Source organism: Alkalithermobacter thermoalcaliphilus JW-YL-7 = DSM 7308 (genome assembly GCA_001584565.1).
GTDB lineage: Bacteria > Bacillota > Clostridia > Peptostreptococcales > Peptostreptococcaceae > Alkalithermobacter > Alkalithermobacter thermoalcaliphilus.
This window is the reverse complement of sequence record LSFY01000001.1, coordinates 1,114,510-1,134,777: the sequence shown is the minus strand read 5'-3', so window position 1 is coordinate 1,134,777 and position 20,268 is coordinate 1,114,510. Positions and strand designations below refer to the sequence as shown.

The 20,268-nt window shown below is 29.3% G+C and carries 23 protein-coding genes; 22 read left to right on the top strand and 1 reads right to left on the bottom strand.

The features are described 5' to 3' along the window. Nucleotides 1–28 precede the first annotated feature (28 nt). The 5 genes from JWYL7_RS06010 (at nucleotide 29) to holA (ending at nucleotide 3,947) form a co-directional block, all read left to right on the top strand. Nucleotides 29–265, top strand: coding sequence for a phage holin family protein (locus tag JWYL7_RS06010; protein WP_066070399.1), 237 nt, complete (start codon nucleotides 29–31; stop codon nucleotides 263–265). 80 nt (nucleotides 266–345) lie between these two features. Then, a complete protein-coding gene (locus JWYL7_RS06005) occupies nucleotides 346–855 on the top strand; it encodes an ECF transporter S component (protein ID WP_066070395.1) in 510 nt (169 codons plus the stop codon). An 87-nt stretch (nucleotides 856–942) separates the two neighbouring features. Then, nucleotides 943–1,680, top strand: coding sequence for an MBL fold metallo-hydrolase (locus JWYL7_RS06000; protein ID WP_066070393.1), 738 nt, complete (start codon nucleotides 943–945; stop codon nucleotides 1,678–1,680). After that, nucleotides 1,670–2,965 carry a ComEC/Rec2 family competence protein gene (locus tag JWYL7_RS05995; RefSeq protein ID WP_066070391.1) on the top strand — a complete coding sequence of 432 codons (1,296 nt, stop codon included), beginning with the start codon at nucleotides 1,670–1,672 and terminating at the stop codon, nucleotides 2,963–2,965. Before JWYL7_RS06000 ends, JWYL7_RS05995 begins: the two co-directional genes overlap by 11 nt. Then, entirely contained in the window at nucleotides 2,943–3,947 is a 1,005-nt protein-coding gene (gene holA, locus JWYL7_RS05990; protein ID WP_331722116.1) for a DNA polymerase III subunit delta, read from the top strand. Before JWYL7_RS05995 ends, holA begins: the two co-directional genes overlap by 23 nt. A 53-nt stretch (nucleotides 3,948–4,000) precedes the next feature. Here holA and rpsT read toward each other — a convergent pair whose 3' ends face one another. Then, a complete protein-coding gene (gene rpsT, locus JWYL7_RS05985) occupies nucleotides 4,001–4,273 on the bottom strand; it encodes a 30S ribosomal protein S20 (RefSeq protein ID WP_066070384.1) in 273 nt (90 codons plus the stop codon). Between the two features lie 247 nt (nucleotides 4,274–4,520). On the opposite strand from rpsT, the gene gpr reads away from it, so the two are divergent. From gpr to aroE, 17 genes are all read left to right on the top strand, one after another. Further along, complete coding sequence (gpr, locus tag JWYL7_RS05980) at nucleotides 4,521–5,474, top strand: GPR endopeptidase (RefSeq protein ID WP_331721895.1); 954 nt, start codon at nucleotides 4,521–4,523, stop codon at nucleotides 5,472–5,474. Between the two features lie 48 nt (nucleotides 5,475–5,522). Then, a complete protein-coding gene (gene spoIIP, locus JWYL7_RS05975; RefSeq protein ID WP_066070381.1) occupies nucleotides 5,523–6,536 on the top strand; it encodes a stage II sporulation protein P in 1,014 nt (337 codons plus the stop codon). Nucleotides 6,537–6,540: 4 nt separating this feature from the next. After that, nucleotides 6,541–6,750 (top strand): hypothetical protein, encoded by a 210-nt coding sequence (locus JWYL7_RS05970; RefSeq protein WP_066070378.1) that lies wholly within the window; start codon nucleotides 6,541–6,543, stop codon nucleotides 6,748–6,750. A 101-nt stretch (nucleotides 6,751–6,851) separates the two neighbouring features. Further along, a complete protein-coding gene (gene lepA, locus JWYL7_RS05965; RefSeq protein ID WP_066070375.1) occupies nucleotides 6,852–8,654 on the top strand; it encodes a translation elongation factor 4 in 1,803 nt (600 codons plus the stop codon). Nucleotides 8,655–8,696: 42 nt separating this feature from the next. Further along, on the top strand, nucleotides 8,697–9,824 hold the full coding sequence (gene hemW / locus JWYL7_RS05960) for a radical SAM family heme chaperone HemW (RefSeq protein WP_066070372.1): 1,128 nt from the start codon (nucleotides 8,697–8,699) through the stop codon (nucleotides 9,822–9,824). A 93-nt stretch (nucleotides 9,825–9,917) separates the two neighbouring features. Continuing rightward, on the top strand, nucleotides 9,918–10,949 hold the full coding sequence (gene hrcA / locus JWYL7_RS05955; RefSeq protein WP_066070369.1) for a heat-inducible transcriptional repressor HrcA: 1,032 nt from the start codon (nucleotides 9,918–9,920) through the stop codon (nucleotides 10,947–10,949). Between the two features lie 3 nt (nucleotides 10,950–10,952). After that, nucleotides 10,953–11,495 (top strand): nucleotide exchange factor GrpE, encoded by a 543-nt coding sequence (gene grpE, locus JWYL7_RS10795; RefSeq protein WP_083528304.1) that lies wholly within the window; start codon nucleotides 10,953–10,955, stop codon nucleotides 11,493–11,495. A 21-nt stretch (nucleotides 11,496–11,516) separates the two neighbouring features. After that, nucleotides 11,517–13,346: a molecular chaperone DnaK gene (gene dnaK / locus JWYL7_RS05945; protein ID WP_066070362.1), complete on the top strand. Its 1,830-nt coding sequence runs from the start codon at nucleotides 11,517–11,519 to the stop codon at nucleotides 13,344–13,346. 57 nt (nucleotides 13,347–13,403) lie between these two features. Next, nucleotides 13,404–14,552, top strand: coding sequence for a molecular chaperone DnaJ (gene dnaJ, locus JWYL7_RS05940; RefSeq protein WP_066070359.1), 1,149 nt, complete (start codon nucleotides 13,404–13,406; stop codon nucleotides 14,550–14,552). Between the two features lie 178 nt (nucleotides 14,553–14,730). Next, nucleotides 14,731–15,672 (top strand): 50S ribosomal protein L11 methyltransferase, encoded by a 942-nt coding sequence (gene prmA, locus JWYL7_RS05935; RefSeq protein ID WP_066070356.1) that lies wholly within the window; start codon nucleotides 14,731–14,733, stop codon nucleotides 15,670–15,672. 1 nt (nucleotide 15,673) lies between these two features. Next, a complete protein-coding gene (locus JWYL7_RS05930; RefSeq protein WP_066070351.1) occupies nucleotides 15,674–16,426 on the top strand; it encodes an RsmE family RNA methyltransferase in 753 nt (250 codons plus the stop codon). A 1-nt stretch (nucleotide 16,427) separates the two neighbouring features. Further along, the gene (gene mtaB / locus JWYL7_RS05925) at nucleotides 16,428–17,720 is read left to right on the top strand and encodes a tRNA (N(6)-L-threonylcarbamoyladenosine(37)-C(2))-methylthiotransferase MtaB (RefSeq protein ID WP_066072394.1); all 1,293 of its coding nucleotides are present in this window, start codon (nucleotides 16,428–16,430) and stop codon (nucleotides 17,718–17,720) included. Between the two features lie 41 nt (nucleotides 17,721–17,761). Then, on the top strand, nucleotides 17,762–18,097 hold the full coding sequence (locus JWYL7_RS05920; protein WP_066070348.1) for a histidine triad nucleotide-binding protein: 336 nt from the start codon (nucleotides 17,762–17,764) through the stop codon (nucleotides 18,095–18,097). 134 nt (nucleotides 18,098–18,231) lie between these two features. Further along, complete coding sequence (gene rpsU / locus JWYL7_RS05915) at nucleotides 18,232–18,408, top strand: 30S ribosomal protein S21 (RefSeq protein WP_066070345.1); 177 nt, start codon at nucleotides 18,232–18,234, stop codon at nucleotides 18,406–18,408. Nucleotides 18,409–18,423: 15 nt separating this feature from the next. Next, nucleotides 18,424–18,867 carry a GatB/YqeY domain-containing protein gene (locus JWYL7_RS05910; RefSeq protein ID WP_066070342.1) on the top strand — a complete coding sequence of 148 codons (444 nt, stop codon included), beginning with the start codon at nucleotides 18,424–18,426 and terminating at the stop codon, nucleotides 18,865–18,867. A 77-nt stretch (nucleotides 18,868–18,944) separates the two neighbouring features. Continuing rightward, the gene (locus tag JWYL7_RS05905; RefSeq protein ID WP_066070339.1) at nucleotides 18,945–19,349 is read left to right on the top strand and encodes a secondary thiamine-phosphate synthase enzyme YjbQ; all 405 of its coding nucleotides are present in this window, start codon (nucleotides 18,945–18,947) and stop codon (nucleotides 19,347–19,349) included. A 68-nt stretch (nucleotides 19,350–19,417) separates the two neighbouring features. Then, nucleotides 19,418–20,266, top strand: coding sequence for a shikimate dehydrogenase (aroE, locus tag JWYL7_RS05900; protein ID WP_066070335.1), 849 nt, complete (start codon nucleotides 19,418–19,420; stop codon nucleotides 20,264–20,266). Nucleotides 20,267–20,268 lie beyond the last annotated feature (2 nt).

The window sequence follows — 20,268 nt, the reverse complement described above, 5'->3', positions numbered from 1 at the left end:
AATATTATAAGGTATAGGAGGTGATACTATGGAATGTTATTCTAACCCTTTAGTTATTTCCATTATAATAGGATTTATTGAAGTTGCAAAAACAGCAGGATTCCCTAAAAAGTATGCTCCGTTGTTATCTCTTTTTATAGGTATAGTTATATCGATTTTTTATGATACATCTATAGATGTTAAAGAAAGAATTTTAAAGGGAATAATAGCGGGTTTAACATCTAGTGGATTGTTTTCAGGGTATAAGTCTCTTACAAGAAAGTGAAATTGTATCGATACAATTTCTATTGTAGTAGCACAATCTCCCTGATATAATTTTCCTATAAAAAGTAAAGGGGGGTTATTATGGAAAAAACTAAATCACTAACTATTATAGGACTTATGACGGCACTTGTATGTATAGGTACTATGGTAATACAAATTCCAATGCCAGCTACAGATGGATTTATAAATATAGGAGATAGTGCAATATTTATTGCTTCTATATTATTCGGACCTACAGTAGGATTAATAGCAGGAGGTGTAGGATCAGCTCTTGCAGATTTATTAACTGGATATGCTCATTGGGCTTTATTTACTCTAATAATAAAGGGATTTGAAGGGTTTGTTGTTGGATATTTAATGAGGAATTCTTTGAATAAGGCAAAAATGATATTGTCAACATCAGTAGGAGCTTTAGTAATGGTAGTTGGATATTTCTTTGCAGGCGGAATACTTAAGGGAAGCTTACTTATATCTTTGCAGTCTGTTCCTGGTAATATAGTTCAGGGTGTTAGTAGTATAATAATAGGAGTTCCAATTGCTATAGCAATTGCAAATACAAAATATTTCAAAAGCAATGTAAAACAAAATTAAGCTATGCTAATTTTTTAGCATAGCTTTTATTAATTTAAAGATAATGAGCAATAATATTAATAAATAGTCAGTAAAGGAGTGTAGATTATGAAATTAACTGTTATAGGTTGTTTTGGACCATATCCTAAAGCGGGAGGAGCTTGCTCAGGATACTTAATAGAATGGGAAAAAAATAAACTTCTTTTAGATTTAGGAAATGGGGTTTTAAGTAGATATTTAGAGCTAGGACACAAAGTAGAAGACCTTACAGGAATAATAATATCACATTTTCATGCAGATCATATGAGTGACTTACTAATTTTAAGATATTTACTTCAAGTAAAAATGATAAACAATCAAATCAAAAAGCCAATACCTATTTATTGTCCATCAACTCCAAGTAAATTTTATGAAGAGGTAAAATATAAAAACGTATATAGTATAAACACAATACGAGATAAACAAAACCTTACGCTAAATGGATTAAATATAAAATTTTATAAAACAAACCATCCAGTAGAATGTTATTTAACAAGTATACATTATAAAGATAAAAAATTTGTGTATACAGGTGATACTGATTACTTTAGCGATATAGAAAAAATAGTTCAAAAAAGCGATTTATTGCTTTGTGAAGGAGGAATGCTCCAAAGTCAAAAAACAAAAAATACACCTCATTTATCTGCAAAAGAAGCTGCCCAAATTGCTAATACTGGAAAAGTTAGATCTTTAATATTAACGCATATATACCCTGAAAATAATATAGAAGATATACTAAAAGAAGCTAAAAAGTATTACTCAGGACAAATTCAAATAGCATCAGAGAAGATGGTTTATGATATTTAAGTTAAGAAGACCAGTTTTGGCAATACTGGGATTGACTTTGATATTTACCATCATATACACAAAACATTTTAAAGATAATTTATCCCTTCACAACGATGAACATATAAAATTAGAGGGGGTAGTTTTGGATTTAAGCTTTAAACAAAATCATATACAGTATATTGTAGCAGACTTTTTAATAAAAGATTTTAATAAAACAAATGTAGATATAGGAGATAAAGTTCAAGTATACGGCAAATTTAAAAGTTTAGATAATTATAATTTAAATGATTTTGACTATGGGTTATATCTAAGAGCTAAGGGCTACAATGGAGTTATTATAGCAAAAGATATAACTAAAAAAGGCAAAAATAATATATATTATCATATACATAAAACTAAAACTACAATATCTGAAAAGATTGATCTTTTATATAATGAAAATTCTCCAATTGTAAAGGCTCTCATATTAGGAGATAAAAGCTATATACAAAAAAGCATTATAAATAGCTTTACTATTACAGGAACTTCACATGTAATGGCTTTATCAGGATTACATGTAGGAATAATAGCATCTACAATTCATTTTTTAACTAGATGGGTAAACAAATATTTAAGGTTTGTTATTCTTTTGATTACATTAATATTTTATTGTTTTATAGTTGGACTTACACCATCTATAATAAGAGCTACATTATTTATAATAATTTTTTACATAGCTACTTTTATAGAAAGAGAATATGATACGATATGCGCTATAAGTTTTGTAGCTATTTTACTTATTATCAATAATCCGTTTATTATATACAATATAAGTTTTCAGCTTTCTTTTTTAGCTGTTTTATCTATATCTTGTTTTTATCATAAAGTAAATAGATATTTTAAATATCCATTAATATCTGTTACTATCTGTGCAACGATAATGACTTGGCCGATTATATATTATAATTACAAGATTTTTTCTGTTATATCTTTACTTGCAAACTTACTAGTGGTTTGGGCAGTAGGTGTTATTATAAACTTAGCTCTTTTAAGTTTGTTTTTTAGTATTTTAAGTACAAATTTAGCTTTTTTAATTTCAAATGCAAATACTTTATTCATAAAGTATATTGTAACTGTTGTAAAATACTTATCTGAAATTGAATATTCTCATATAAATTTTGAAAATACTAGTTTATCCTTTATGGTTTTATATTATATAATTGTTGTAAGTTATCTTATATTAAGTGAAATATATACAGTAAAGGAGCAGAAAAATGCAGTACAAGGATATAATAAAAGACATGAAAAAAGGAGTATATCATAAATTGTATTTATTTTATGGTAAGGAGTCTTATCTTTTAGATAATGTAATTAAAGTATCAAAGGAAAGTTTAAACGAAAGCTTTTTAGAGTTTAACTTTTCAATAATAGATGGGAAAGAAATAAACTTACAAGATCTTATAAATGCTGTAGAGACTCTTCCTTTTATGGATGAGAAAAAAATTATAATATTAAAGGATTTTGAATTAATAAAAGGAAAAAAGAAGCTTTTTTCTCAAGAAGATGAAAAAAAGTTTATAGATTATCTTGAAAATATACCAAACACATCTATCATCATATTTATAGTTTATGGGGACATAGATAAAAAGAAAAGTATCGTAAAAACTATTCAAGAAAATGGAGTAGTTTTAAATTGTGACAAACTAACAGGAAATGAACTTGTAAAATGGGTGCACAAAAAATTTAAAGAAAATAAAATACAGATAAACCAAACAGATTTAATGTACTTTTTAACCATTCAAGATTATGAAAATAAAAATAGTTCAAAAACACTTTCAGATTTAGAAAATGAAATAAATAAGATAGCCTTTTTTGTTGGAAAAGATAACAAAGTCACAAAAGAAATAATAGATAAGCTAAGCCCAAGAAAGATAGATAATGATATATTCAGATTAATTGATGCTATAGAGGCGAAAAATGCAACATTAGCAATAAAAACCCTTAGGGATATGATATTAGATGGTCAGTCTCATTTTATGATATTATCAATGATTGCAAGACAGTTTAAAATAGTACTTCAATGCAAAGAGCTTAGAATGAAAGGATATTCATCAAAACTTATATCTCAAAAGCTAGGGATACATCCATATGTTGCTACTAAGGCTTTAAGATATTCACAATCTTTTGATGATGAAAGGTTAATAAATATATTAAACGATTGTTTAGAGATAGATTTTTCTATAAAAAATGGTCTATTAAATGATACCTTAGCATTAGATGTTTTAATTACAAATTTATGTACATAAAAAAGCCCAGCGAATTAAGCTGGGCTTTAATTGACACGGTCCGATTCAAATAATTAAGCTTGAGCTATAGCAGCATTTAATTTCTTAGCTAACTTAGAAACTTTTCTAGCAGCTGCATTTTTGTGAAGAGTTCCTTTAGCTGCAACTTGAGATATTTTCTTCTCAGCAAATCTGAATTTTTCTTTAGCTTCCTCTATGTTTCCAGCTATTAAAGCTTCTTCAAATCTTCTTATAGCTGTTTTAACTTGAGATTTTCTAGCTCTATTTAATTCAGTTTTCTTAGCTATAACTCTGATTCTTTTCTTAGCTGATTTGATGTTTGCCAACTTGTTCACCCCCTTGTAAGCGAGATATGTTTCTTCAACGTCAACAAAGTAGATTTTATCAGAAAAAAAAATAAAAATCAAGAAAAATATGCATTAATTTAAGCAACTAACTACACCAAAGGATTGTTACCAATATCTAAAATAAATATACACTAAAATTGATATTAAATAATATTAATAATTTAATAAAATTTGGATTTTTTGGTCAAAATAATAAATATATTATACATACTAAGGAGGGGTATCTGTGATAAATAGAAATATAAGAACAGATTTAGCTATAGAAGCTAGAGAACTATATAGCGAAGATAAAAATGTAGAAATACCTGGAGTAAAAGTAGATCAAAAAAATTGTGGAGACTATACTGTAACAAAGGTAGATATTTTCAGTGAAGAAGGCAAAAACATAATGGGAAAAGAAAAAGGTGTTTATATAACTATTGAATCAAAACTTATAAGTTTTGATGATGATGATGCAAGAAATACAATAATAGATGCTGTTCACACTGAATTATCAGAAATTTTAGGAGATTTTAAGAATAAAAAAGCTTTAGTAATAGGACTTGGAAACTGGAATATAACATCAGATTCTTTAGGACCTAAGGTAGTATCTAGAATACTTGTTACAAGACACTTATTTGAAGCTTATAACAAAGAATATGATGATACTTTAAATGAAGTTGCAGCTTTAAGCCCAGGTGTTATGGGAATAACAGGTATTGAAACTAGCGAAATAGTAAAATCTTTAGTTGATATGATAAAACCAGATGTAGTTATAGCAGTAGATGCACTAGCTTCAAGAAAACTAGAAAGAGTAAATAATACTGTTCAAATATCTACAGCAGGAATTTCGCCTGGAGCAGGAATTGGAAATATGAGAAAAGCTCTTAATAGAGAGTATTTAAATGTTCCTATAATAGCCATAGGAGTTCCTACAGTTGTAGATGCAGCTACATTGACATCAGATGTTATTGATTGTACTATAGACAATTTAATGCAAGAAACACAAAAAGGAAAAGATTTTTATAAGATGTTAAAATCTTTAAGAGAAGAAGAAAAATATTCATTAATAAAAGACGTACTAGAACCTTATGGACAAAATGTAGTAGTAACTCCTAAAGACATAGATGAGATAATAGATAATGTATCTTATATAATAAGTAGTGCTATAAATAAATCTTTACATCCAGGAATAAATTGAAATTTCTCCTCATACAAATATATAAATGGGACAAGAGGAGGTTAACTAATGAAAAGAAAAAATATAACACATATATTAACTTTAGGAATATTGTTTGCATATCTTTTTTCATTTACAAGCTTTGCTATAGGACAAGGTCAAGAAGATTTTCTAAAATATCTTTTAAGAAAGACTTATCCAGAAGTAACTTTAGAAGGAGAAAATAGAGGATTATTATCAATAGGGTTTGGGCTTTTGAATAGAAGAAATGATAACAACAATGTAGCTAACGATAGTCAATCCTCTATAAAGATAACTGTATTAGAAGATGATGAAAAACCTACTTTAATTGATAATATACAAACTGTTACATCAGATGAAAATAAACAAACAAATCAAAGCCAAAATGAAAATACAAATGCATCTGTTCCAGATAAAATAGATTTACAAAAAGGAAAGCCTCAAATACTCATATACCATACTCATGGAACAGAAAGCTATGAACCTGAAAGAACAGGAAATTATCATTCTCTAAACAAAAAATACAATGTAATGTCTGTAGGAGGAGCACTTAAAGAACACTTAGAAAAGAGAGGATATGTAGTTTTACACAATATGGACTATCATGACTATCCTTCTTTTAATGGATCGTATACTAGGTCTTTACAGACAGCAAGAAAGATATTACAAGAAAATCCTAGTATAAAGGTAGTGTTAGATGTACACAGGGATGGAATGGTAGCAAAAGATGATGAAACTAGAAATAGAATAAGACAACAAAACACAGTAAAAATAAATGGAGAAGATGTAGCTAAATTTATGTTAGTAGTAGGTCCTGAAAGTCCAAACAGAAAAGAAGTAGAGAATTTTGCAAGATATATAACTAAGGTAGCTAACGAAAAATATCCTGGTATAGCAAGAAATGTTTTAGTTAAGCCTTATGGTAGATTTAATCAATTTCTTTCTAACAACTATGCTTTATTAGAAGTAGGAACAAATTTTAATACTATAGACGAGGTTATTAGAACTACTAAATACTTAGCGGAAATTTTAGATGAAGTTATAAAGAGTACAAATAGGTGATAGTATGGGAAGATTGGAAAGAACGCTAGAAAAAAAGAAAAACAAAAAAGCCAAAAGAGTTGGGTATTGCATATTTATATTGATTATTTTTATGCTAATATTAGGCGTAAATATAGTTGACTATAGGATAAATACCTTCATGGGAAATTATAATAGAGCGTTAATACTAAGAGTGTATGATTTTACAAAAGGTTTATCTTTGCTGCAAAGATAAACCTTTTTTCATCTGTAATCTTTATTGTATTGAAATATAGGTTATTACATTATAAAATAAGATAGTTAGTATTATTTGTGCAAAGGAGGAAAATAGTCTTTATGAATAGACAAAGCAGAATACGTAATTTTAGTATAATAGCACATATAGATCATGGTAAATCTACTTTAGCAGATAGATTGATACAAGAAACAGGTCTTGTTAGTGAAAGAGAAATGAAAGAACAGCTTCTTGATAATATGGATCTTGAAAGAGAAAGAGGAATAACTATAAAACTTCAAAACGTAAGACTTACTTATAAGGCTAGCGATGGAAATGAATACTATTTAAACTTAATAGATACTCCAGGACATGTTGATTTTAACTATGAAGTATCTAGAAGTTTAGCAGCTTGTGAAGGAGCTATACTAGTTGTTGATGCAGCTCAAGGAGTAGAAGCTCAAACACTTGCAAATGTATATCTTGCATTAGATCAAGATCTTGAAATAATTCCTGTAATAAATAAAATAGATCTTCCAAGTGCTAGACCAGACGAAATAAAAGCAGAAATAGAAGAAGTTATAGGTCTTGATGCTCAGCAAGCTCCTTTAATATCTGCTAAGGAAGGAATAAATATAAAAGATGTACTAGAAGCAATAGTAAAATATGTACCAGCACCTAGTGGCGATGAACAATCTCCTTTAAAGGCTTTAATATTTGATTCATATTACGATAGCTACAAAGGAGTAGTAGCATATATAAGAGTATTTGATGGAACTATAAAAAAAGGTATGAAAATAAAAATGATGAATACTCAAAAAGTATTTGAAGTTACAGAAGTTGGAATAATGGTTCCGGGACAAAAGCCAGTAGATGAATTAAAAGCTGGTGAGGTTGGTTATGTTGCTGCTAGTATAAAAGACATAAAAAGTTGTCAAGTTGGAGATACTATAACAGATGCACAAAATCCAACTGATAGTCCACTTCCTGGATATAAAAAAGCTACTCCGATGGTTTATTGCGGTATATATCCAGCGGAAGGAGAAAAATATGAAAACATAAGAGATGCATTAGATAAATTAAAAGTAAATGATGCATCTTTAGAGTATGAACCTGAAACATCAGCTGCTTTAGGGTTTGGTTTTAGATGTGGATTTTTAGGACTGCTTCATATGGAAATAATTCAAGAAAGATTAGAAAGAGAATTTGATTTAAATATAATTACAACAGCTCCATCTGTTATATATAGAGTAACTAAAAACAATGGAGAAGTTTTGATGATTCAAAATCCAACAAATCTTCCACCACAGACAGAAATAAGCATGATCGAAGAACCTATAGTAAAGGCAGATATAATAGTTCCAAAAGATTATGTAGGAGCAGTTATGGAACTTGCTCAAGAAAGACGTGGAGAAATGGTAAATATGGAATATATAGATTCAAAGAGGGTAATACTTCACTATGAACTGCCTTTAAATGAAGTTGTATATGATTTCTTTGATGCATTAAAATCTAGAACTAGAGGATATGGTTCTTTAGATTATGAGTTTAAAGATTATAAACAGTCAAAGCTTGTTAAACTTGACATATTAATTAACAAAGAACAAGTTGATGCACTTTCATTCATAGTACATGAATCTAGAGCTTATGTAAGAGGAAAAGCTATGTGTGAAAAACTAAAAGAAGAAATACCAAGACATCAATTTGCTGTTCCTATACAAGCTGCAATAGGAAGCAAAGTTATAGCAAGAGAAACTATAAGTGCACTGAGAAAAGACGTTTTAGCTAAGTGTTATGGTGGAGACATTTCACGTAAGAGAAAACTACTTGAAAAACAAAAAGAAGGTAAAAAACGTATGAGACAAATAGGAAGTGTAGAAGTTCCACAAAAAGCATTTATGTCTGTTCTTAAAATAGATCAATAATGGTTAGGAAACTCCTAACCATTATTTTTTAGGAGGTGTGGTATGAGCATAGGCCTTTATATACATATACCTTTTTGCATCAGAAAGTGTAATTATTGTGATTTTGTATCATATGAAATAACAAGTGAAAAAAGAGAAAAATTTATAAAAAATATTATAAAAGAAATGAAATTATATTCTGATATAGATAAAGTAATATCAAGTATATTCATAGGTGGCGGAACTCCTACTATATTAAATGAAATAGAACTTGAGTATATTTTAAGCTCTATTGGAAAATACTTTAAAATAAAAAAAGATGCAGAAATAACCATAGAATCAAATCCAGGCACTTTATCTAAAGAGAAGCTAAAAGTTTTATACAGTCTAGGAGTAAACAGATTAAGTATAGGCCTTCAAGCATATCAAGATAAACATTTAAGATTGCTAGGAAGAATTCATACGTTTAAAGAATTTGAAGAAAATTTCCAAAATGCTGTTGAAGCAGGATTTGAAAATATAAATGTAGATTTAATGTTTTCTCTTCCTGATCAAACTATAAACGAGTGGGTTGAGACATTACAAAAAGTAGTAAGTTTAAATCCAAAACACATATCAGCATATTCTTTGATAATAGAAGAGGGAACAAAACTTTACGATATATATGAAAGTAACAAAATTAATATAGATGAAAATTTAGATAGGAAAATGTATTATTTTGCTAAAAAATATTTAAAAGAAAACGGATATAAACAATATGAAATATCTAATTTTGCTAAAGATGGTTATGAATGCAAACACAATATTATATATTGGAAAACTAAAGAATATATAGGACTTGGACCTTCTGCTCATTCATATTTAAACGGAATTAGATTTTCAAACTTTGCTTGTTTAGATAGATATTGTAAAGAATTAGAAAAGGGAAATAAGCCAATACAAGAAAAAATAAAACTTACAGAAAAGGAAAAGTTAGAAGAGACGATATTTATGGGACTTAGAATGAACGAAGGAATAGATATGGAAAAAATAAATAAAAAATTTGGAATTGATTTTATAAAAATATATGGAGAAACTATTAATAAACTAATAGAAAAGGGTTATATAAAGTTAAATAATAACAATATATCCTTAACAGACAAAGGCATAGATCTAAGTAACAAAGTATTTATAGAATTTTTACAAGACTGATATTGACAAATAGGATTAATAGTGGTATTTTTATATCAGAAGCTACTTAGCACTCGCGATCAAAGAGTGCTAACAGCAAAAGAGGTGATCTGCATGAGCTTAAGCGATAGAAGACTTAAAATATTAGAAGCTATAGTAAAAGATTATATTATGACAGCTGAAGCTGTTGGATCAAGAACTATATCAAAAAAGTATGATTTAGGAGTAAGTGCTGCTACTATAAGAAATGAAATGGCAGATCTAGAGGAAATGGGATATTTAATTCAACCTCATACTTCAGCTGGTAGAATACCATCTGAAAAAGGATATAGATTATATGTAGATACTTTGATGACTAGAGCTGATTTAGATCAAGTAGAGCAAGAGATAATAAAAAAGTGTATATTAAGTAACGTAGGACAGATGAAAAATCTATTAGAAGAGACTGTAAAGCTTTTATCGAGATTAACAAATTATACAGCTATAGGTGTGACTCCTCAACTCGAAAAAACTAAAATAAAGCATATACAACTTGTTAAGATAGACTCTAATAATGTATTGTTAATTTTAGTTACAGATACTGGAGTAGTAAAAAACACAACTATAAACACACCTGTAGATCTGAGTGATGATAAACTTGATATAATATCTAAGATTTTAAGGGAAAAAATTGTAGGAAAAGACGTATATGAAATAGATGAAAACTTTATAAGATATATAAAATCAGAAATGGTAAATTATAGTAGAGTTATTGACAGCATATTCAAGGAATTATCATCAGGAACTTTAGATCCTACAGACTTTGAAGTTTTATTAAGTGGAGCTACAAATATATTTAACTTTCCAGAATTCAATGATATCGTAAAAGCTAAAGCTTTTTTAAATATGCTAGAACAAAAAGAAAAAATAGCTGAAATATTAAATACTAAAGGAATACAAAAAGATAATGTAAATATAGTAATCGGCACTAAAAGCTCGTGCGAGATTGCTAAGGATTGTAGTATAATAACTGCAATATATTCTGTAGGAGGAAAAACTATAGGTAAATTAGGAATAATAGGGCCTACAAGGATGGACTATTCGAAAGTTTATGCAAGCATAGATTATGTAGGAAAAATTTTAAACGATATATTTAACAAAGAATAAGGGGTGAAAAAATTGGTAGACAAAGAACAAGAGCAAGTAAAAGAAGAAGAACTTAAGGAAGAAGTCCAAAATAAAGACAATGAATCTGTTAAACAAAATGAAGAAAACAATCAACTCGAGCTTCAAGTTAATGATCTAAAAGATAGCCTTCAAAGGCTACAAGCTGATTTTATAAACTATAAAAGAAGAGTAGAAAAGGAAAAAGGAGAACTAAGTGTACTTGCAAATGAGAAAATAATAACAGAACTTCTTCCTGTTATAGATAATATGGAAAGAGCACTTGCATCTTGCAATGAACAAGAAAAGTCAAGCAGTATTTATCAGGGGGTTGAGCTTGTACTTAAACAGCTAACAGATACTTTACAAAAATTTGGACTTGAAGAAATAAAAGCTAAAGACGAAGCATTCAATCCAGATGTTCACTATGCAGTTATGCATGAAGAAGTAGAAGATAAAGAATCTGGTATTGTAGTTGAAGTTTATCAAAAGGGTTATAAATTATCTAGCAAAGTAATAAGACCATCAATGGTAAAAGTATCAAAATAATACTTAAAAGGAGGAATGGATATGAGTAAAGTAATTGGTATTGACTTAGGTACTACAAATTCTTGTGTCGCAGTATTAGAAGGTGGAGAACCTGTAGTTATAGCTAATGCTGAAGGGATGAGAACCACACCTTCTGTGGTTGCTTTTGGAAAAGATGGAGAAAGAATTGTAGGGGAGCCGGCTAAAAGACAGGCTGTTACAAACCCTGATAAAACTATAATATCAATTAAAAGACACATGGGAACAGATTATACTGTTAATATAGATGGAAAAGAGTATACACCTCAAGATATTTCTGCCATGATTTTACAAAAATTAAAAGCAGATGCAGAAAGCTATTTAGGACAAAAGGTTACTAAAGCAGTAATTACAGTTCCTGCGTATTTCACAGATGCTCAAAGACAAGCTACAAAAGATGCAGGAAGAATAGCAGGACTTGAAGTAGAGAGAATAATAAACGAACCTACTGCTGCTGCACTTGCATATGGACTTGATAAGGCAGATGTTGAACAAAAGATATTAGTATTTGACTTAGGTGGAGGTACATTTGACGTATCTATACTTGAAATAGGAGATGGAACTTTTGAAGTTTTAGCAACAAGTGGTAACAACCACTTAGGTGGAGACGATTTTGATGAAGCTATAATAAACTATATAGCTGATGAGTTTAAAAAACAAGAAGGTGTAGATCTAAGAGAAGACAAAATGAGTCTTCAAAGACTAAAAGAAGCAGCTGAAAAGGCTAAAAAAGAACTTTCAAGCGTTAGCACAACAAATATAAACTTACCATTTATAACAGCTACATCTACAGGGCCAAAGCATCTTAATATGGACCTTACAAGAGCTAAATTTAATGAGTTAACTGCTCATTTAGTAGAGAAAACAATAGAGCCTACAAAGAGAGCTTTAGAAGATTCAGGACTTACACCTAATGATATAGATAAGGTTATACTTGTTGGAGGTTCAACACGTATACCAGCTGTTCAAGAAGCTATCAAAAACTTTATAGGAAAAGAACCACACAAAGGAATAAACCCAGATGAGTGTGTTGCTATAGGTGCAGCTATTCAAGCTGGAGTTTTAACGGGAGAAGTTAAGGATATTCTTCTTTTAGACGTAACTCCGCTTTCTTTAGGAATAGAAACTTTAGGTGGAGTATTTACAAAATTAATAGAAAGAAATACAACTATACCAACTAAAAAATCACAGATATTCTCTACTGCTGCAGATAATCAAACTGCTGTTGATATTCACGTTCTTCAAGGAGAAAGATCTATGGCAGCAGATAACACTACATTAGGTAGATTCCAATTAACAGGAATAGCACCAGCGCCAAGAGGAGTACCTCAAATAGAAGTAACTTTTGATATAGATGCAAATGGTATAGTTAATGTTTCAGCTAAAGACCTTGGAACAGGAAAAGAGCAAAAAATAACAATAACATCTAGTACAAATCTTTCTGAAGAAGAAATTCAAAGAAAAATAAAAGAAGCTCAAATGCATGAAAAAGCTGATAAAGAGAGAAAAGAAAAGGTAGAAGCTATAAACCATGCTGAATCTACTATATATCAAATGGAAAAAACTTTAAATGAACTAGGAGATAAAGTAAGCTCTTCAGATAAAAAAGAAGTTGAAGATGCAATAAATAATCTAAAACAAATAAAAGACAAAGAGTCTGCGACAGCTCAAGAAATAAAAGATGCTACAGAAAATGCTATGAGCAAATTCCATAAAATATCAGAGCAATTATATAAAGCAACTCAACAGCAAGAATCTGAAGCTTCTTCAGATAAAAAAACTGATGAAAATGTAGTAGATGCAGATTATGAAGTAGTAGACGAAGATAAGTAATAAAAATTAGCTTGTGGCACTTGTCACAAGCTATTATTGTGAAAAGGTGGTGAGAGTGTGAAAAGAGATTATTATGAAGTTTTAGGAGTAAGTAAAAATGCAGATGAAAAAGAAATAAAAAAAGCGTATAGAAAACTAGCTATGAAATATCATCCAGATAAAAATCCTGGTGATAAAGAGGCAGAAGAAAGATTTAAAGAAATAAATGAGGCTTATGAGGTTCTTTCAGATTCTCAAAAAAGAGCTAACTACGATCAGTTTGGTCATGCAGGAGTAAATGGAGCAGGACATGGTTTTGGAGGTTTTTCAGATTTTGCTGGATCTGGTTTTGGAGGATTTGAAGATATTTTCTCAGATGTATTCTCGGATATATTTGGAGGAGGATTTGGCTCAAGAGTTAGAAAAACTGGGCCTCAAAGAGGTGCTGATATAAAATATAATATAGATATATCATTTGAAGAAGCAGCATTTGGAACAGAAAAAGAAATAAAAATAAATAGAGATGAGCAGTGTCAAGAATGTAGTGGAACAGGAGCTAAAAAAGGAACATCAAGAAAAACGTGTCCTGTATGTAATGGAACGGGAGAAATTAGAAATGCCCAAAGAACACCTTTTGGAACTATAATGAATGCAAGAACATGTCATAATTGCCATGGAGAAGGAACAGTAATAGAAAGTCCTTGTAGTAAATGTAATGGTTCTGGAAAAGTAAGAAGTACAAAGAAGATAAACATAAAAATACCTTTAGGAGTAGACGAAGGGTCTATAATAAAACTTTCAGGAGAGGGAGAACTAGGAAGTAAAGGCGGACCAAGAGGAGATTTATATGTAGTTATAAATGTAAGACCTCATAAATTATTTAAAAGAGATGGATACGATGTATACTGTGAGGTTCCTATAACATTTGTTCAAGCTGCACTAGGAGATGAAATAGAAGTTCCAACACTTGATGGAAGAGTAAAATACAAAATACCTGAGGGAACTCAAAGTGGTACAGTATTTAGGCTAAAAGAAAAAGGGGTACCTCGTTTAAGAGGAACTACTAGAGGAGATCAATATGTAAAAGTTATAGTTGAAGTTCCAAGAAAGCTTTCTGAAAGACAAAAAGAAATATTAAGACAGTTTGCTAAGGAAAGCGGAGAAGAAGTTCACGAACAAAGAAAAAATTTTTTCAATAAAATGAAAGATATAATAGGTGGTAAATAAAAAAATCTTCCTTTAGACTTTCTAAAGGAAGATTTTTTTCTAACTTATTTAAAGGAAAGGTTTTGTTGAAAAAGATGTTGTTATTTGTCTAAAAATAATACTTTTTAAATGGTAAAATTTAATAAGATAGGATATAATAATTAATACAGTAAAACGAGATTATATGAGGAGGTTTAATATGAAGTGGATTGAGATCACTATAAGAACAACTACTGAAGCTACGGAAGCTGTTACTAATATATTATACGAAAGTGGAGTAGGTGGAGTTGTAATAGAAGATTCATCAGATTTTCTATTTCAGGAAAAAAACGAAACAGACTGGGATTACATAGAAGAAGAAATTTTTAATAAAGGATATGAAGGATCGATAATAAAAGCGTACTTATCAGAAGAAAATAATGTAGTAGCACAGATAGAAATGATAAGAGAAAAAATAAAATTACTTCCTTCTTATGGATTAGATATAGGAGAAGGAAGTATAGAAATAACTCAAGTAGATGAAAAGGATTGGGCAAATGCTTGGAAACAATACTATAAACCTACTAAAGTTTCGGACAAAATAGTCATAAAACCTACTTGGGAAGATTATGATCCTAAAAATGATGAAATTATAATACAACTTGATCCAGGAATGGCTTTTGGTACGGGAACACATGAGACAACAAAGATGTGCATAATAGAACTTGAAAATGTATTAGACAAAGATAAGACAGTATTTGATATAGGATGTGGTAGTGGAATACTTTCTATAGCTGCTGCTAAGCTTGGTGCTAAGAAAGTTGTAGGAGTTGATCTTGATCCTGTTGCTGTTAAAGTATCTAAAGAAAATGTAAAAATTAACAATGTTGAAGAAATTGTAGATATAAGACACGGAAACTTAATGGATGTTATAGATGAAAAAGCTGATGTTATTGTTGCAAATATAATAGCAGACATAATAATACTTTTATCTAAAGATATAGGTAAATTCTTATATAGCGAAGGAGTATTTATATCATCAGGCATAATACTAGATAAAATAGAAGATGTAAAGAAAGCTTTAGAAGATAACAAATTCAAAATTTTAGATATAAAGACAATGGGAGAATGGGCTGTTATAGTATCTAAAAAGGGTGAATAGTATGGATAGGTTTTTTGTTGATGCTAGTAATATAGACATAGACAAGGGAATTTGTATTATAGAAGGTGAAGATGTAAAACACATATCTAAGGTATTAAGATATGGTGTAAAAGATAAAATAGAAGTATGTGACAAAAACAATAATGAATATATTTGTGAAATTATAGATATAACAAAAACTGATGTAACTTTAAAAATATTACAAAAGGTTAGTATTAATAGAGAGCCAAATGTAAAATTGACCGTTTATCAAGGTCTACCTAAAGGTCAAAAGTTAGATATTATTATCCAAAAGCTTACAGAAATAGGTGTAAGTGAGATTGTTTTAGTAACAACTAAAAGAAGTGTTGCTAAAATAGATGAAAAAAAGGAAGACAAAAAACTTGATAGATGGCAGAGAATAGCTTACGAAGCTGCAAAACAAAGTAAAAGAGGTATAATACCAAAGATAAAAGGTCCATTAACATTAAAACAGTCATTAGAAGATATGAAAAATAATGATATAAATATAGTAGCTTATGAAAATGAATCAGAGAATAAATTGAAAAATATTATAAAAAATATAAATGTATCATCTATAGGTATATTCATAGGCCCTGAAGGTGGATTTGATGAGGAAGAAATCGAAAAACTAAAAAGTGAAAACGTAAAATGTGTCGGCCTTGGACCTAGAATTTTAAGAACAGAAACAGCCTCAATTGTTTTAGCATCTATACTACTTTATGAACTTTCGGATTTAGGTGGTGATGAATAGATTGAAAAAAGTAGCATTTTATACTTTAGGATGTAAGGTCAACCAATATGAAACTGAAGCAATGGGTGAACTGTTTAAAAAATCAGGCTATGAAATTGTTGATAGTGAAAATTATGCAGATGTGTACGTTATAAATACATGTACTGTAACTAATATGAGCGATAGAAAGTCAAGACAGTACATAAGAAAGGTAAAAAAAATAAATCCTAAATCAGTAATAGCTGTTGTTGGTTGTTATTCTCAAACTGCACCTGAAGAAGTTTTAGAAATTGAAGGTGTAAATGTAGTAATGGGAACAAATGATAGGAAAAAAATAGTAGATATAGTAGAAAATATAGATAATAATGACAAAGTTAGTACAGTAGATGATATTATGAAGGTTAAACAATTTGAGGAAATGGAAATAAGAGAGTCAAGAGGAAAAACTAGAGCTTTTCTTAAAATACAGGAAGGTTGCGATAGATTTTGCTCTTATTGCATAATACCTTATGCTAGAGGGCCTGTAAGAAGTAGACTTTTAGATAATATAGTAAAAGAAGTAAAGAATCTTGCAAACAATGGATTTAATGAAATTGTTTTAACAGGTATTCATGTAGCTTCGTATGGAAAAGATCTGGGTAATGTAGGTTTAATAGATGTTTTAAAAGCTGTTCACAATATAGATAAGATAAAAAGAATAAGAATGAGTTCGGTAGAGCCACTTTTATTTACTGATGAATTTATAGAAACTATTTCAAAAATGGAAAAAATATGTCCTCACTTTCATTTATCTCTTCAAAGTGGATGTGATGAGACTTTAAAGAGAATGAACAGAAGATATACGACATCTGAATACAAAGATATAGTAGATAAGCTTAGAAAAAATATAAAAGATGTTTCTATAACTACAGATGTAATAGTTGGATTTCCAGGAGAAACACAAGAAGAGTTTAATCAGACATACACGTTTTTAGAAAATATAAAATTAACTCAAATGCATGTATTTAAGTATTCTCCAAGAAAAGGAACTAAAGCAGCTGAAATGAAAGATCAAGTAAGTCCTCAAGATAAGCAAATAAGAAGTGATAAATTAATGGATCTTTCTAAGAAAAATTTCAAAGAGTTCGCTAATAAATTTAAAGATAGACAATTAGAAGTTTTATTTGAACAAAAAAATGATGATGGGTATTACGAAGGATTAACTCCAAATTATATAAGAGTATTAGTAAAATCAAATGAAGATATACAAGGTAAGATACTAAAAGTTAAGATAACACAAATAAAAGATGAATTTGTAGAAGGAGTTTTAGTATAAGCGTAGAAATACTATTTTTAGTTGTTAAAGGGGGTGAGAAAGTGGAAAATTGTATCTTTTGCAAAATAGTAAAAGGAGAACTTCCAGCTCAAAAGGTATACGAAAGTGAAAAAGTATTAGCTTTTAAAGATATAAACCCAAAAGCTCCGGTGCATATATTGGTAATACCAAAGAAACACTATGATTCAATAATTGATATAAATGATGATGAAATGGATATAATATCACATATTCATGTTGCTATAAATAAAATAGCAAAAGACATGGGAGTTGACAAAACAGGATTTAGAATAGTAAATAATTGTGGAGAAGATGCATGTCAAGAGGTAAAACATGTACACTACCATATACTTGGAGGTAAGAAATTAAGAGCTTAGTTATAAAAAAAACTTGATAAAACATGTATATTAGTTTATAATATCTGAGTATGGTATTGACCCTGCAAACAACCTAGTTTATAACCTTGCTATAGTCGTAGCAGAATTGCTGGTACCGGAGGGAGGGAAAAGGAATGGCAGAAGTAAGATTAAGAGAAAATGAAACTTTAGATAGTGCTCTTAAAAGATTCAAGCGTCAGTGTGCTATGTCTGGAGTATTATCAGAGGTTAGAAAAAGAGAACATTACGATAAACCAAGCGTAAGACGTAAGAAGAAATCTGAAGCGGCAAGAAAAAACAAAAGAAGATAGTAAGAGGTGAAAAATATGTCGCTTAAAGCAAAGTTGATGGATGACCTAAAACTTGCTATGAAAAATAAAGACGACGTAAGAAAGTCTGTTGTCACTTTGTTAAGAGCTGCAATAAAGCAGCAAGAAGTAGACACTAGACAAGAACTTGATGATCAAGGCGTTATAGAGATAATATCTAAACAACTAAAACAAAGAAAAGACTCTTTAGAAGAATTTAAAAAGGCTAAAAGAGATGATTTGATTTCTCAAACAGAGTCAGAAATACAAGTACTTATGGAATACTTACCTGAACAATTGACAGAAGAAGAGATTGAGAAAATAGTTATAGAAACTATACATGAAGTTGAAGCTTCTTCGATTAAAGATATGGGTAAGGTAATGTCAGCATTAATGCCTAAAGTTAAGGGTAGAGCTGATGGAAAACTTGTAAATGAAATAGTAAAGAAAAACTTGCAATAGATTAAAGACTAAGGCATTAGCTTTAGTCTTTTATTTATACCTTTTTCAAAACAAATTTTCACAGGAGGTTTTACATTATGAAAAATTTTTATCAATTTTCATTATCTACAACAAATTCTCAACAATTTATAGATATAACACATCTATTAAGAGAAGCTATACACAAATCTAATATAAAAGATGGTATTGCGATTTGTTATTGTCCTCATACTACAGCAGGGATAACAATAAATGAAAAAGCAGACCCTGATGTTGTGAAAGATATATTAAATACTTTTAATAAAGCTTTTCCTGAAAGAGGAGATTATAAACACTTTGAAGGAAATTCTCATGCTCATATAAAATCTTCTTTAGTAGGGTGTGAAAAAACTATTATTATAAATAACGGAGAACTTGTTTTAGGAACATGGCAAAGTATTTATTTTTGTGAATTTGATGGGCCAAGACAAAGAAAAGTATATGTGAAAATAATACAAGGTTAATAATTCGAGTTTAAAAATTGCTATTTAAGGAAAAAATTATAGTATATTTCCTGTTGGGAGGAAAAAATATGATAGATGCTAATACAAAATTGATATGCTTGATGGGACATCCCGTTAAGCACAGCTTTTCACCTTACATACATAATTATTTATTTGATAAATACAATCTAAATTATAAATATGTGTGCTTTGATATAGAACAAACAGATATAAAACAAGCTATAAATTCAATTAAATACCTAAAAATGAAAGGAGCTAATATTACTATACCCTATAAAGAAAAAGTACTTGAGTACCTAGATGAAATATCGTTTGAAGCTAAAGTGATAGGAGCGGTAAATACAATAAAAAACGAAAATGGTAAACTTATAGGTTACAACACTGATGGAGTAGGATTTGTAAAATCAATACTTGATAAAAATTATAATATAAAAGGAAAAAAATTTTTAATATTAGGAGCAGGAGGCTCAGCAAAAAGTATAGCAGTTGAACTAGCCAAATATTCTCCTGAATTTATTCATATAAAAAATAGAAATATAGAAAATGCTGCTCAAGTTTGTAATACATTAAATGAAAACTTTAATATACTCACTAAATATAGTAGTTTACCGGTAAATAAAGAAGATATAGAAACAATAGATATATTAATAAATACAACACCTTTAGGTATGAGTCCAAATGATAATACATGTATTATTGATACAAATTTGAAAATTCAAAAAAGAATTTTAGTGTGCGATATTGTATATAATCCACAGGAAACAAAATTACTAAAATGGGCGAAAAGAAACAATATGGATACAATAAGTGGAATTTATATGTTAATAAATCAAGCTATAAAATCTTTTAATATTTGGACAGATATAAATGTAGAAAAAACAGATGAGAAAGAAATACAAAAAAGAGTAGGTGTTTAGTA

Bases quoted from the DNA above. Each gene is read 5' to 3' on its own strand.
- rpsU (WP_066070345.1), top strand. From the start codon at position 18,232: ATGGCAGAAGTAAGATTAAGAGAAAATGAAACTTTAGATAGTGCTCTT.
- lepA (WP_066070375.1), top strand. From the start codon at position 6,852: ATGAATAGACAAAGCAGAATACGTAATTTTAGTATAATAGCACATATA.
- prmA (WP_066070356.1), top strand. From the start codon at position 14,731: ATGAAGTGGATTGAGATCACTATAAGAACAACTACTGAAGCTACGGAA.
- JWYL7_RS05930 (WP_066070351.1), top strand. From the start codon at position 15,674: ATGGATAGGTTTTTTGTTGATGCTAGTAATATAGACATAGACAAGGGA.
- JWYL7_RS05995 (WP_066070391.1), top strand. From the start codon at position 1,670: ATGATATTTAAGTTAAGAAGACCAGTTTTGGCAATACTGGGATTGACT.
- JWYL7_RS05910 (WP_066070342.1), top strand. From the start codon at position 18,424: ATGTCGCTTAAAGCAAAGTTGATGGATGACCTAAAACTTGCTATGAAA.
- hrcA (WP_066070369.1), top strand. From the start codon at position 9,918: ATGAGCTTAAGCGATAGAAGACTTAAAATATTAGAAGCTATAGTAAAA.
- JWYL7_RS05970 (WP_066070378.1), top strand. From the start codon at position 6,541: ATGGGAAGATTGGAAAGAACGCTAGAAAAAAAGAAAAACAAAAAAGCC.
- spoIIP (WP_066070381.1), top strand. From the start codon at position 5,523: ATGAAAAGAAAAAATATAACACATATATTAACTTTAGGAATATTGTTT.
- dnaK (WP_066070362.1), top strand. From the start codon at position 11,517: ATGAGTAAAGTAATTGGTATTGACTTAGGTACTACAAATTCTTGTGTC.
- aroE (WP_066070335.1), top strand. From the start codon at position 19,418: ATGATAGATGCTAATACAAAATTGATATGCTTGATGGGACATCCCGTT.
- JWYL7_RS06000 (WP_066070393.1), top strand. From the start codon at position 943: ATGAAATTAACTGTTATAGGTTGTTTTGGACCATATCCTAAAGCGGGA.
- JWYL7_RS05905 (WP_066070339.1), top strand. From the start codon at position 18,945: ATGAAAAATTTTTATCAATTTTCATTATCTACAACAAATTCTCAACAA.
- hemW (WP_066070372.1), top strand. From the start codon at position 8,697: ATGAGCATAGGCCTTTATATACATATACCTTTTTGCATCAGAAAGTGT.
- JWYL7_RS06005 (WP_066070395.1), top strand. From the start codon at position 346: ATGGAAAAAACTAAATCACTAACTATTATAGGACTTATGACGGCACTT.
- holA (WP_331722116.1), top strand. From the start codon at position 2,943: ATGAAAAAAGGAGTATATCATAAATTGTATTTATTTTATGGTAAGGAG.
- JWYL7_RS06010 (WP_066070399.1), top strand. From the start codon at position 29: ATGGAATGTTATTCTAACCCTTTAGTTATTTCCATTATAATAGGATTT.